The 12,084-nt window shown below is 45.4% G+C and carries 13 protein-coding genes and 3 tRNA genes; all 16 read right to left on the bottom strand.

Annotated elements, in window-relative coordinates; all coding sequences use genetic code 11:
- Positions 1 to 1,717: 5-methyltetrahydropteroyltriglutamate--homocysteine S-methyltransferase (gene metE, locus RYL27_RS08570; RefSeq protein WP_314966565.1), on the bottom strand; the 1,717-nt coding region annotated here is incomplete at its 3' end.
- Between the two features lie 208 nt (positions 1,718 to 1,925).
- Complete coding sequence (gdhA, locus tag RYL27_RS08565; RefSeq protein ID WP_007157527.1) at positions 1,926 to 3,260, bottom strand: NADP-specific glutamate dehydrogenase; 1,335 nt, start codon at positions 3,258 to 3,260, stop codon at positions 1,926 to 1,928.
- Between the two features lie 156 nt (positions 3,261 to 3,416).
- Positions 3,417 to 3,689 carry a 30S ribosomal protein S18 gene (rpsR, locus tag RYL27_RS08560; protein WP_007157529.1) on the bottom strand — a complete coding sequence of 91 codons (273 nt, stop codon included), beginning with the start codon at positions 3,687 to 3,689 and terminating at the stop codon, positions 3,417 to 3,419.
- A 60-nt stretch (positions 3,690 to 3,749) separates the two neighbouring features.
- Positions 3,750 to 4,205, bottom strand: a complete 456-nt coding sequence (locus tag RYL27_RS08555) for a single-stranded DNA-binding protein (RefSeq protein WP_007157530.1) — start codon at positions 4,203 to 4,205, stop codon at positions 3,750 to 3,752.
- Between the two features lie 22 nt (positions 4,206 to 4,227).
- Positions 4,228 to 4,569: a 30S ribosomal protein S6 gene (gene rpsF / locus RYL27_RS08550; RefSeq protein ID WP_007157531.1), complete on the bottom strand. Its 342-nt coding sequence runs from the start codon at positions 4,567 to 4,569 to the stop codon at positions 4,228 to 4,230.
- A gap of 107 nt (positions 4,570 to 4,676) precedes the next feature.
- Positions 4,677 to 5,327 carry a GNAT family N-acetyltransferase gene (locus RYL27_RS08545; protein WP_314966562.1) on the bottom strand — a complete coding sequence of 217 codons (651 nt, stop codon included), beginning with the start codon at positions 5,325 to 5,327 and terminating at the stop codon, positions 4,677 to 4,679.
- On the bottom strand, positions 5,320 to 6,315 hold the full coding sequence (locus tag RYL27_RS08540) for a DUF2156 domain-containing protein (RefSeq protein ID WP_314670357.1): 996 nt from the start codon (positions 6,313 to 6,315) through the stop codon (positions 5,320 to 5,322). The genes RYL27_RS08545 and RYL27_RS08540 overlap by 8 nt, the downstream gene beginning before the upstream one ends.
- Positions 6,316 to 6,627: 312 nt before the next feature.
- Entirely contained in the window at positions 6,628 to 7,392 is a 765-nt protein-coding gene (locus RYL27_RS08535; protein WP_314966560.1) for a tRNA1(Val) (adenine(37)-N6)-methyltransferase, read from the bottom strand.
- Between the two features lie 95 nt (positions 7,393 to 7,487).
- Complete coding sequence (locus tag RYL27_RS08530; RefSeq protein ID WP_007157536.1) at positions 7,488 to 8,327, bottom strand: PSP1 domain-containing protein; 840 nt, start codon at positions 8,325 to 8,327, stop codon at positions 7,488 to 7,490.
- 55 nt (positions 8,328 to 8,382) lie between these two features.
- Positions 8,383 to 9,315: a hypothetical protein gene (locus RYL27_RS08525; RefSeq protein WP_314966558.1), complete on the bottom strand. Its 933-nt coding sequence runs from the start codon at positions 9,313 to 9,315 to the stop codon at positions 8,383 to 8,385.
- Between the two features lie 51 nt (positions 9,316 to 9,366).
- Positions 9,367 to 9,954 carry a guanylate kinase gene (locus tag RYL27_RS08520; RefSeq protein ID WP_314966556.1) on the bottom strand — a complete coding sequence of 196 codons (588 nt, stop codon included), beginning with the start codon at positions 9,952 to 9,954 and terminating at the stop codon, positions 9,367 to 9,369.
- A 14-nt stretch (positions 9,955 to 9,968) separates the two neighbouring features.
- Positions 9,969 to 10,565, bottom strand: a complete 597-nt coding sequence (locus tag RYL27_RS08515; protein ID WP_314966554.1) for a hypothetical protein — start codon at positions 10,563 to 10,565, stop codon at positions 9,969 to 9,971.
- 188 nt (positions 10,566 to 10,753) lie between these two features.
- Positions 10,754 to 11,584, bottom strand: coding sequence for a biotin--[acetyl-CoA-carboxylase] ligase (locus RYL27_RS08510; protein ID WP_314966552.1), 831 nt, complete (start codon positions 11,582 to 11,584; stop codon positions 10,754 to 10,756).
- Between the two features lie 121 nt (positions 11,585 to 11,705).
- Positions 11,706 to 11,777 (bottom strand) — tRNA-Glu (locus RYL27_RS08505).
- Positions 11,778 to 11,798: 21 nt separating this feature from the next.
- Positions 11,799 to 11,869: transfer RNA gene (locus RYL27_RS08500), tRNA-Cys, on the bottom strand.
- Between the two features lie 36 nt (positions 11,870 to 11,905).
- Positions 11,906 to 11,978, bottom strand: a tRNA-Asn gene (locus tag RYL27_RS08495).
- Between the last annotated feature and the right edge of the window lie 106 nt (positions 11,979 to 12,084).

Here is a 12,084-nt window from a genome sequence, read left to right as displayed (position 1 = left end):
TGCTTTCCGCAATGCTGATATCCTCTCTTGGGAAGGACCAGTTTAAAATGGTTACAGGTCCTGTCAGCATTCCCTTCATGGGACGCTTGGTTAAGCTCTGTGCATAGGTGGACCATTCCACAGTCATAGAGGAAAGTCTGCGTACATCACCCCAGATGATTGGCGGCTTTACGCAACGAGTTCCATAGGACTGTACCCAAGCCTTCTCGGTAAATAAGAATCCGCTTAAGAGCTCTCCGAAGTACTCCACCATGTCGTTTCTTTCAAACTCACCGTGCACCAGTACATCCAGATCCAAATCTTCCTGAATCTTTACCCACTCTGCAATCTTCTTCTGGTTAAACGCAACGTATTCTTCCTTGGTCTTCTCCCCCTTCTTAAAGGCAGTTCTGTTGGCACGAACATCCGCACTCTGCGGGAAGGAACCAATGGTTGTGGTGGGGAAGAGAGGAAGCTTAAACTCTTCCTTCTGAAGCTTTTCTCTCTCTTCAAATGCAGGAAGTCTGGTGTAGTCCGCATCGGTAATAGCTGCACAACGCTCCTTTACCGACTTGTCTTCACTGTTCGGTCTTGCTGTTGCAAAGAGCGCCTTATTTGCCTCTAAAACCTCCGGCTTAGCCTTACCGCTAAGAAGCTCCTTTAAATCCAAAAGCTCTTCCAGCTTCTCGATGGCAAAGCTGAAATGTCTCTTTACTTCCTCGGAAAGCTTATTCTCTCCCACTAAGGTGTAAGGAACATGCAGTAAGGAGCAAGAAGTACTCAGTACTACGGAAATGCCCTTAGCCTCTAAATCCTTTACCTCCTGAACGGTCTTCTCGTAATGGTTTCTCCAGATATTCTTTCCGTTTACCAATCCGGCGAAAAGAAGCTTATCCTTGGGGAAGCCCTTGGCTACAAGTGCCTTGGTCTCCTTACCCTCTAAGAAATCAAGACCTACACCGTCAAAGGGAAGTGCCAAAATGCTTTCATAGGCATCTCTTACATCGCCAAAATATGTCTGTAATATAACCTTGGTGCTGCCCTTTACGGAAAGAATTCCCTGATATAAGGCGGTAAAGAGCTCCAAATCTTCCTTCTCCAGGTCTCTTACCAGGTACGCCTCATCAAAGGCAATCCACTTGGCACCAAGAGAAACGAATCTCTCCACATAAGCCTTGTAAGCGGAAACTGCCTGCTCCAGGAAATCCTTCTCGGTCTTCTTCTCTGTATAGCGAAGAAGCTTTAATAAGGTAAATGGTCCGATGACTACAGGCTTGGTCTCAACCCCTAAAGCCTTTGCCTCCTCATACTCCTGGAAGGGCTTGTCTCCCACAAGGGAAATCACATCCTTATCGGAGATTTCCGCCACCATGTAGTGGTAGTTGGTATTGAACCACTTCTTCATTGCCAAAGCCTTCACGTCTCCGGCCTCTCCCTTATAGCCTCTTGCCATAGCAAAGTACTGCTCCAGAGGGCTTAAGGACAATTCTCTGTAACGATCCGGAATGATGTTAAAAAGCACTGCTGTATCTAAAAAGTTATCGTAAAAAGAGAAATCATTGGAAGGGATGAAATCCACTTCCTCCTGCTGCATCTTCAACCACTGCTTCTTTCGAATATCCTTTGCAAGCTCCTGTAACTCCTGCTCGGAACCCAATCCCTTAAAAAACTTCTCTGTTGTAAACTTTAGTTCTCTTAATGCTCCCACTCTTGGGAAACCGATTACTGATGTTTGCATGCTTTTTTTCTCCTTACTTTTTATTTTCCTTTACAAAATGCTTTTCTTGTCATTCCTTAGACTCCCCCTAATGAGAGTCCTTGAAGTGGATATAGTATAGCGTAAAATGATTTCCTTAGGCAAATATAAAAAAACAGGACTTGGCTATAGTTTCTATCTATAGCCAAGTCCTTCACCCTAAATAGGTTCTCTCGCCCTTACTTCTATCTTATACCAAGCCCTGTGCCAGCATAGCCTCAGCTACCTTCTCAAAGCCGGCTACATTGGCTCCAACCTCGAAGTTACCTTCATGACCATAGCGCTTTGCCGCCTCGGATACGCTCTTGAAAATGTTTTGCATAATTCCCTTAAGCTTCTCATCCACTTCTTCAAAGCTCCAGGAAAGTCTCTGAGAGTTCTGGCTCATCTCCAATGCGGAAACGGCAACACCGCCGGCATTGGCTGCCTTACCGGGCATATAGAGGAAGTGATTCTCCAGGAATACATCCACAGCCTGCTCATCGGAAGGCATATTTGCTCCCTCTGCTACGCAGAAGCAACCGTTCTTGATTAAGGTCTTAGCCTCTTCTCCATTTAGCTCGTTCTGGGTTGCACAGGGTAATGCCACATCGCACTTTACCCCCCAGGGACGCTCTCCTGCATGGTAGGTCGCTCCAGCAACACGGTCGGCATACTCGGAAATTCTGCCTCTCTTCACCTGCTTAATGTCGAAAAGCACATCCAGCTTGATGCCTTCCGGATCATACACATATCCGCCGGAATCGGAGCAGGTTACCACCTTACCCCCAAGGCTCTGTGCCTTCTGGATGGCATACTGAGCTACATTACCGGAACCGGAAACCACAATGGTCTTTCCCTTGATTTCCTTTCCTACGGACTTTAACATCTCATCCACAATGTAGACCAGACCGTATCCTGTAGCCTCCGGACGAGCCAGAGAGCCTCCGAAGGTTCTTCCCTTTCCGGTAAGTACACCCTCGTACAAATTGGTGATTCTCTTGTACTGTCCGTACATATAAGCCACTTCTCTTCCGCCTACACCGATATCACCGGCAGGAACGTCTTCGTTGGCTCCGATGTACTTATACAGCTCTGTGATAAAGCTTTGGCAGAAGCGCATAACCTCTGCATCGGACTTGCCCTTAGGATCAAAGTCCGCACCACCCTTACCGCCACCGATGGGAAGGCCGGTCAGGGAGTTCTTTAAGATCTGCTCAAAGCCCAGGAACTTCAGAATAGACTGATTTACGCTTGGGTGAAAACGGAGTCCTCCCTTGTAAGGTCCGATAGCAGAGTTAAACTGCACACGATAACCGATATTGATATGGTGCTTTCCCTGGTCATCTGTCCAAGGCACTCTAAAACTAATAATTCTTTCCGGCTCTACAAAACGCTCCAGTAACGCATTTTTCCGGTAAAGCTCCTCATTGGCTGCCACAATAGGCTCCAGAGACTCTAAAATTCTCTTCGCTGCCTCTAAAAATTCTGCCTCATTGGAATGCTTCTTCTCCAGTGCCTGATAAACCTCACTTACATAGGACATAAACTTGCCTCCATTCTTTCCTCATTTACCGCTAAACTATAGCACTAAATCATTTTCAACTACAATAGGAAATATCTTGTATTCCGAAAAAGAATACTAATTGTTCCTTCCATAAAATTACAAAAAAACAGCCCCACTTTCGTGGAGCTGTTCTTATTAATCTACCTGGTATGGTAACAGAGCAATGTGTCTTGCACGCTTGATAGCGGTTGTGATTGCTCTCTGATGTAATGCACAAGAACCTGTAATTCTTCTGGGAAGGATCTTTCCTCTCTCAGAGATATACTTTCTTAATGTTCCTACATCCTTATAATCTACCGGCTTTACCTTATCTCCGCAGAATCCACAAACTTTCTTTCTGCTGCGGAAGCCTGCGCCGGCTCTTCTTGGTCTTGCTGAACCACTCTTATCTGACTTCTGAAATGCCATGGCTTTCCTCCTTCTATATTGCAGCTATGCTGCTCTTCATCCTGAGGAAACCTTCCCTACCTAAGTGAAGGGGAGTCCCTCGTCCTCTACCCCATCAGGTATATTCATAAATCCTTCTCCAAGATCCTCTTCTCCACCGCCTACATAGGGGCCGGAAGAACGGGAATAGGAAGTATTACCTCCCTGTCCTTTGCTGTCTGCAAACTCCTGGTCATCCACAATAATATCTGTGGTATATACGGTTTGTCCGTCTTTGTTCTGATAACTGCCTGTCTGAATACTGCCGGATACCAACATACGCATCCCTTGATGCATATACTTCTCTGCAAATTCTGCTCTCTGTCCGAAGGACACACAACGGATAAAATCTGCTGTAGGCTGTCCATCGTTTTGGTTTCTGCGGCCTCTTCTGTCCACGGCAAGAGTATATCTTGCAATGGCCATGCTGTTCTCACCCTGGGAATACCGAATTTCCGGATCTCTTACCAATCTACCCATCAGGATAACTCTGTTCATGTTTTACTCGCTTTCCGCTTGCTTATTCAGCTACTGCTTCTGCTGCAGGCTCATGCTTCTTTGTCTTAGCTGTTTCTTCTTCTGGCTTAACCACAAGATAGCGGATTACCGGTTCCATAATACGAACCTGGTCCTCGAGCTCGTTAGGAGTGTTTGCATCTCCTGTGAACGGGATGAAATAGTAGTAGGCTTCTTTCATGTGCTGAATTTCATAAGCCAGTCTCTTCTTACCCCACTCTTCGATAGGCTCTACAACAGTACCATTGTAACGGGTGATAAATCCCTTAATCTTTTCAATGGCTGCTGCTCTCTCCTCATCATCGAGCTTCGCACTGAGAACAACGCATAACTCATACTTGTTCATTCGCTTTTACCTCCTTTTGGTCTCTGGCCTTTCCTTTTGGAAAAGCAAGGAATAGTGATACAGCTAACAATAATAGCAAAGTTCTCTACTGTTTGCAAGCATTAAAATTAGTCCACGTCAATAATATAAATCCTCTCCTTTGCCAGTCTCTGCAAAAGAGCATCTTCCGTATCGTCTGTATAGCCGCTGAGCTTTCGAAAGGCCTCCGGGTTCAATATTTTCAGCATCACCACCGGATCCTCCGGCAGTTCATCCTCCTCATCGGAAAGGGTCGCTTCCTCCGCCCGTCTATCTAAAAGTTCCTTGGTGGGAAGAGCATAAAGTACAGACTTTTCGATTTCTTCCAAAGGCTTTTCTTCCAGGCTAAGCTTCCCTATAGTCCGAAAGCCGTAGGGGCTGTAAATGCTTTCCGAAACGGGAATCAGGAAGCAAAAGGACTCTCCCTCCTCCTCTAAAAGCGAAAAGGCACGTCGAAGCAATTCTCCCATAATGCCCTGCTTTCTCTTTTCTTTCTTGGTACCGATGGCATAGAAGTAACTTGCCGTAAGCTCCTTTTTAAAGAAGGACATACTGAAAGGGTTGATATGGAGCATGCCCACAATCTCTCCCTCTTCCTCCATGGCAAGGATTCTCTTCGGTCTTTTACGATAATAGAAGTCCACAAAGGCTTCCGAATCCTCCGGGAAGATTTCCCGGTACAAGGCCTTCGTTCTTTCCTGTTCCGCCTCCGTTCGGAGAAGAAGAATTCTTCTATTCATACTCTTCTACGTCCTTCTCGTATTTATCCGTAAGATACTTCTCATAGCCCTGGAAATCCTTCTGCAATACCATGTATTTTCTGGCAAAGCCGATGGGATTATAGCTTTCCTTTGCCTTCCGAAGACCTTGCAGACCCATATCATCCTCCCGGTTTACCAGCTTTGCCTGAGGGAATTCATGAAGCAGAAATTCCTGGTTAATCACCTGATAAATTCCGGGGACATTGGGATTACCCTTTTCAATGGAAATGCTGGCCATTTCCTCACGGGGATTGTAAGCGCCGATGGAGAAGGCCTCCAGCTTTCCGTCTATGAATATGCCGCCGATATAATGGTCGATGGTAAAGCAGTTTTGTAAAACCTCGTGGATTCCCTTGATTTCATATTCCAGGGTTTCCTCTCCGTTTCCCTCCTCCTTGATTCGGTGGGTATACCAACGATCCAAAAAGTCCCAAACCGCCTGTTTTTCCAGACAGCGTATACTTCTGTATTCCCAGCGGCCCTCATATTCTCTCTTGAACTTGTTAACAAGATTCTTCTTCTTATGAAAACGCTTTCCCGGCAGGGTTCGTAGCTCCTCTGCATCATAGAGGTAGTCCTTGTAATCCTCCTCTTCCCGTACGATAAAGCGGGGATCCTCCTCCAAATGCAGGTACTTTACCGCCTCTTCATCCGCCAGATAGATTTTTAAAGGCTTTTTCAAAACCTGATTAAAGTAATCCTTAATCAAATCAAAATACTGAGGCAAATCCTCTTCGTCACAGTAGGGCGTGGCGGTATACTGCTCTCCGTCCTTCTCCATCAGAATAAAAAGAGCCTTGTCCTCCCACTCTGCTATGCGGGTGTCACAATATTCCGCCCAGAGGTAGCTGTCCAAAGCGCAACTATCACAGGTTTTGTTCGGTCTTCGATAAAAATAAGGAGCAATACGGACGGAGTCCTCCACCCGTATTGGCTCAAATACCAATTTTTTCGCATCCAATGCCATATTTGTCCTTCCTTTCAGGAACTGCTTACTACTTGGGACATTTTACCACAGAATGCAAAAAAGCTTGTGAAAAAATGATAAAATTCCTCCTTTCTTTTGAAATTTTTCATTCTTGAGAAAGACTTCTCTGTAGACTCTCTCCAAAGCAACAACGTTGACCGGTCTTAGCCTTACCATAACAAAAGAAAGGGCCTCTGCCTAGACTCCATATTCGGATAATATCCGTATACGGATAAGGTTTTAGCCCTTTCTCTATTTATTTTTCTTCTACTGCACCCACTCTGCAATTAATTTGATGCATCCATTCCGTTATTAATTTGATGCATTCATTCTATTACTCTCCGGAGCATCCATTCCGTAAATCTCCAGTAGCTCCTTCGTATAGACGCCCCTTTCTCGATACAGAATCAGGGGCGGTAAAATCCGAAGTTCCACGGAGGCTCCCCGCACCGCTTCCAAGAGGAATAGCTTTGCCTCTCCCTCCACAAAGGAATGAACCATCTGCAATCTTTTCGGCTCCAGGCCTTTTTCCCGTAAAATGCTGATAATCTCCGCCATCCGTTTCGGCCGATGCACAAGATAAAACTTCCCCTTAGGCGCCAGTAAATATCTTGCAGCCTCCGAAACATCCGTAAAGCTACAGCTCACCTCATGTCTTGCAATATTTTTCTTTTCCAGCGGATTTTGCAGGTCTCCCTGCATATAGGGAGGATTTGCGGTCACCACCGTAAAGGAGGAGGCCAGGCTTTTCCCCTCTACCGTCCTTTGCTCTTGGATTTTGCAAAGGTCTCCCTCCAGGATATGGATGCGCTCCTCTTCATTTAAGGCTACGGATCTTCTGGCAAGCTCCACCGCCTCCCTTTGAATTTCGATTCCGTAAATGCTTTCCGCCTCTGTTTTCGCCGCCAAAAGCAAGGGCACAATCCCATTTCCGGTACAGAGATCGAAGACTCTTCCTCTCTTTACCCCCTGCTTTGCGAAATTCGCCAAAAGCACCGCATCCGTTCCATAACAAAAGGCTTCCGAATCCTGAATAATCCGGTAGCCCTTACATTGTAAATCATCTATTCTTTCCATGAACAAATCTCTGCTCTTTTCCTTATAAGTCCTGTATTCGTTTCAAAGCCGGGCTTTCTGTCCTCTTTATCCTATTTTCCCTATGAAATCCATGCTTACGCTTCGTCTTTTCTCCGTCTTGGCTTAAACTTCAGCTCCGAAACCTCATACTCCCGAAGCTCCTTCTCATCTTCCTTTTCCAAGTTTACAATCAGCTTTACCTTCTGGTTTAAGACGGAAACGGAAACCACCTCTCCCTTTAAGCCCTCCTTGGTGGTGGCATAGTCTCCCACCGCCGGTAGCTTGGAGTTTAAGAACTCATAAACCTCTTCTTCATTTTTCAAGCAACACATCAAACGGCCGCAGACCCCGGAGATGCTACTGGGGTTTAAGGATAAGCCCTGCTCCTTTGCCATCTTGATGGACACCGGAACAAACTCCGGAAGATAGCTGTGACAGCACAGAGGCCGACCGCAGGAGCCGTAGCCTCCCAGAAGCTTGGTCTCGTCTCTTACCCCCACCTGACGAAGTTCGATTCTGGTACGGAAAATCGCTGCCAAATCCTTCACCAACGCACGGAAATCCACCCTGCCGTCCGCGGTAAAATAGAACAGTGCCTTTCCCCGGTCAAAGGTATATTCCACATCAATCAGCTTCATTTCCAGCCCATGCTCTTGAATCTTCTTCCGGCAAATCTGAAAAGCTTCCCTTTCCTTCTCATGATTTACTTCGTACTGCTTCCGGTCCTCCTCTGTGGCCTTTCTGAGAATTTCCTTAAGAGGCATCACAATCTTTTCCTCCGGAAGCTCCTTATTGGCCATCAAAACTTCTCCGTATTCCACGCCTCTGGAGGTTTCCACCACGGCAAACTCTCCCCTTGTAAAGCTTATGCCCTTGGGAGCGAAATAATACACCTTTCCCGCGGTTCGAAACTTTATTCCAATTACCTCTGTCATCTATAACCCTTTCTTTATGGCTTTTTCTATGGCTTTCTTTATGGCTTTTCTATAATTATGTATTGGATAAAAACAAAAAGAAATCTAAAATCTGATAGTTTTGGGCAACATTTACCGCCCGTCCTTCTTTATAGCGTTCTATATATTCTCCCCACTGCCCCAGTGTCCAATAGGAATACTTTTCCGCCATGGCCGTAATGCTCTCTCTGGCACTCTGCCCATAGAGCAAATGATGGTCTTTCGTGCTTTTATAGCATAACACATCCCGCAAAATAATATCAAGAAAACAGTAGAGCTCTTGCCCGTCCAGCTGTCCCAGCTCCTCCGCGTATTTCTGCATTTCCTCCTGCTTCTTATGGGCAATCTCCTTTAAAAAGGCGGGTAAGGCACGAAGAGCCGGAATTTCCTGTAGCAATTTCCACTGCTTATCAATGGGCATATCCCCCACATAGACTCGAACCACACGGCTCAAAACGGTGTCTAAAAGCTTGTTTTCATTTTCGCAAAGGAGAATCATGATAACATGCTCCGGAGCTTCCTCCAGGGTTTTTAAAAGGGCATTTTGGGCCTCCACCGTCATCTTATCGCTGTGACAAAGCACGTAAACCTTGTACTGCCCTTCCTTCGGGGAAATGTCCACCGTTCCCTTCACTTCCTGACGAATCTGATCAATGGAAATGCTGGATTTCTTCTCTCCGTTTTCCTTCTCCTGATAATCCACAAAAATCAGATCCGGATGCTCTTCCTTTTCAATGCGAAGACTCAGACTATCCTCCGGCTCTTCCTTTTCACTATAAAAATCCGGCCGGTTCTCTGTGCTTTCTTCTTCCAGGGGAAGGCTGAACTGCTTTTCCGGTTCTTCCTTTCTACTTTTATGAAAAAGCCGTACCACAAAGTCCTTCGCCATTTGACGAAGCAAGTCCTCTTCCTGCCCAATCACAAGATAAGCATGATGGATTCGATGATCCGGTATGGAAATCCCCTTCATTCCTTGCCTTTTCCTCTTCCTGTTCTCTTCTTATCACAATCGGATGACCCGCTACAGCCCTCTTTCCGTCCCCGATTTTATATCCGCCAGAATCTCTTCCACACATTTGTCAAAATCAAGATTGTGATAGCGTTTCTTAATGCCGGCTTCCCGAAGCTTTTCCTCCGAAAAATCCTTATTATCCGCCTGAAAACGTCTTTCCAGCTCCTCCAGAGCCTTGGGATCATTCCCCTGCTCCCGAGCCTTGGCTCGACTTAGGCGAAGCTCATCCTCCAGCTCAATATAAACAGGCCGGATAAACTCCTGCCCCAGATAGTCTTTAATACTGTTATAGCTTTCCAAGGTTCCGATGCAGAGAAAGCCCTTGCCTTTCTCCCGAAAGCCTTCCTCATAAGCCGTGCCGTAATACCAAAGTCCAAAGGCGGTATCGTAGCTGCGGCTTTCCATCATTTTCCCCTCCGAAAGAAGCTTTAAAAACGCCTCTTCCGAAAGAAAATGATATTCCTCCCCCTCCTTTTCCATGGGGCGCATAGGCCGGGTAGTATAGGGGATAATCCTTTTTAGCTCGCTTCTTTTCACCAGCTCTCGGAAAATGCTATCCTTTCCCACAGCGGATTTTCCGCAGATATAGTATATCATTGCTCCTCATTCTCCTAAGGCTGGCCCGGGCCCTGATTGTCTCCGCTATCATCCGCAGACTTGGGGCCTTCTCCTACTACCGCATCATCAGAGCTATGACTCTTACTGCTTTTCTGACCGACCGCAGATTCCTTCGTTGCTGCCGTACTGCTCTTTTTACCGCTTTGACTCTCCAAGGTGGGAGATTCCCCGATGCTTTCCTTGTTGCCCTTACCGGAGGAACTGCTTTCCTCTTTGGAGGCGGAATCTTTTCCGGATTCCTTCGTAGATTCCTTGGTACTCTCCTTATTGCTTTCTTCGGATTTGGTCGATGTTTCTTCCTCCGAGCTTTCTTCCGTAGTCTTTTCCGTTCTGGCTTCCGTTTCTTTCTTCTTGCTCTCTTTGGTGGCTTCCGTAATCACAACCGCTTCCTTACTGCTCTCTGAGGCAGCTTCCGTCGCCTTTAAATTCGGTAAAGAAAAGCCTGCAATATTCTTGAAAAACAAAAAGCAAACCACGATAGCAACAATGGCCAGGGATAAGGCAAAGAGCAGCTTCAGAATATCCCCGATAAAATTGGCTTCTTCATCCACATGCTGCTCACTTCTTCTTTTCTTTCTATGATCCTTCATACCTAATCTATAACCCCTTTGCAAAAAACATTTTTCCTTAGAATCTTGCATATTTTAACATGAAAATGCAGAACAATCTATGAGGAACTAAGCCCAAGATTTAACTTATCTGTATTGCTTCTATATTTTATGTAAAAAAGGAATTTCCTCTTCAAAATACTTTAAAAGAATTTTCTCTTCAAAATACTTTAAAGGAATTTCTCCTTTACTTCTCCGGAAGAAACAATCTTCATGCTGCCCTCTTGGCAACGCACGGAAAGGGAACCGTCCTCTAAAATCGCTTCTACTCTTCCTCGATATTCCTGATGATTCTCCGTGAAGAGGATATCCTTGGTTAATAAGATATTTTCCTTCCTATACTCTTCTTCCACCTTGTCCTGATCTAACAGAGAAAAATAGTGAAACAGGATAGAAGCAAGAAACTGATTTCGGTTTATAGTTTCCTTCTTTTCCTCATGATAATCAAACAATGTTCCGGCAATGCCGGAAAGCTCCTCGGGGAATCCGGCTTCCGGAAGAAAAAGATTAATCCCGATACCCATAATACAATAGGCTAAAGAAGAAGAATCACTAAGCTGTCCTTCAGCTAAGATTCCCACAAGCTTTTTTCCTTTATAAAACAGGTCATTCACCCACTTAATGGAAAGCTCTATGTCAAAAACCTCCTTCACGGCACGTTTTACCGCAACAGCTGCATGGCAAGTCAAAACCAATGGGTTCTTGTTTTCTCCCCATGGCTTGGTCAAGATACTGAAGTACAGGCCGGAGCCCTTGGGAGAAAGAAAGGATTTGCCCATCCTACCCCGTCCGGCAGTTTGATAATCGCTAAGAAAAACGGTACCTTCCGAAATATGGGAAAAAATATCTTCTCCATAGGGAAGCTCTTGAATTCTTCTTTTACATTCCGTATTGGTGGAGTCAATTTCATCAAATAAAAGTACATGAGGTTCCAAAGATAAGCATCCCTGATTTCTTAGCTGATAAAAACGCAATATTTCTGTAGAAGATAAGGGCTCCATAATTCCTCCAAATTTCTATATAAGATCAGATTATTATGAATACAGATATATGAACATAAACTATTTGAAATTCAAAATAAATTTATATACAAAAAAATCCCAAGAACATCTTGGGATACCGTGACGCCAACGAGAATCGAACTCGTGATACCACCGTGAAAGGGTGGTGTCTTAACCGCTTGACCATGGCGCCATAACTCTATAGTAGAGCGAAAGGCGAAGACCGGATTTGAACCGGTGATCAGGGTGTTGCAGACCCACGCCTTACCACTTGGCTACTTCGCCACACATTCTCTTGGCTTAGCGAAGAGAAATGGGAAACGCCTCCAGATGGACTCGAACCAACGACACCGCGGTTAACAGCCGCGTGCTCTACCGACTGAGCTATAGAGGCATAAATAAATATCCGATTGAAAGAGTTTATCATAGTAAAATAAAGATGTCAAGACAAAAACCAGACGCATTGGATAAGCCCTCGACCTATTAGTAACTGTCAGCTG

Origin of the sequence: Oribacterium sinus (assembly GCF_963537195.1) — a bacterium.
GTDB classification, from domain to species: Bacteria; Bacillota; Clostridia; order Lachnospirales; family Lachnospiraceae; genus Oribacterium; species Oribacterium sinus_A.
The sequence above is the reverse complement of the archived record's forward strand: the minus strand, read 5'-3'. Positions and strand labels throughout refer to the sequence as shown.

Coding starts and splice junctions, on each gene's coding strand:
- RYL27_RS08545 (WP_314966562.1), bottom strand. CDS start 5,327: ATGAATAGAAGAATTCTTCTTCTCCGAACGGAGGCGGAACAGGAAAGA.
- RYL27_RS08520 (WP_314966556.1), bottom strand. CDS start 9,954: ATGATATACTATATCTGCGGAAAATCCGCTGTGGGAAAGGATAGCATT.
- RYL27_RS08525 (WP_314966558.1), bottom strand. CDS start 9,315: ATGAAGGGGATTTCCATACCGGATCATCGAATCCATCATGCTTATCTT.
- RYL27_RS08535 (WP_314966560.1), bottom strand. CDS start 7,392: ATGGAAAGAATAGATGATTTACAATGTAAGGGCTACCGGATTATTCAG.
- rpsR (WP_007157529.1), bottom strand. CDS start 3,689: ATGGCATTTCAGAAGTCAGATAAGAGTGGTTCAGCAAGACCAAGAAGA.
- rpsF (WP_007157531.1), bottom strand. CDS start 4,569: ATGAACAAGTATGAGTTATGCGTTGTTCTCAGTGCGAAGCTCGATGAT.
- gdhA (WP_007157527.1), bottom strand. CDS start 3,260: ATGTCCTATGTAAGTGAGGTTTATCAGGCACTGGAGAAGAAGCATTCC.
- RYL27_RS08515 (WP_314966554.1), bottom strand. CDS start 10,565: ATGAAGGATCATAGAAAGAAAAGAAGAAGTGAGCAGCATGTGGATGAA.
- RYL27_RS08530 (WP_007157536.1), bottom strand. CDS start 8,327: ATGACAGAGGTAATTGGAATAAAGTTTCGAACCGCGGGAAAGGTGTAT.
- RYL27_RS08510 (WP_314966552.1), bottom strand. CDS start 11,584: ATGGAGCCCTTATCTTCTACAGAAATATTGCGTTTTTATCAGCTAAGA.
- RYL27_RS08540 (WP_314670357.1), bottom strand. CDS start 6,315: ATGGCATTGGATGCGAAAAAATTGGTATTTGAGCCAATACGGGTGGAG.
- RYL27_RS08555 (WP_007157530.1), bottom strand. CDS start 4,205: ATGAACAGAGTTATCCTGATGGGTAGATTGGTAAGAGATCCGGAAATT.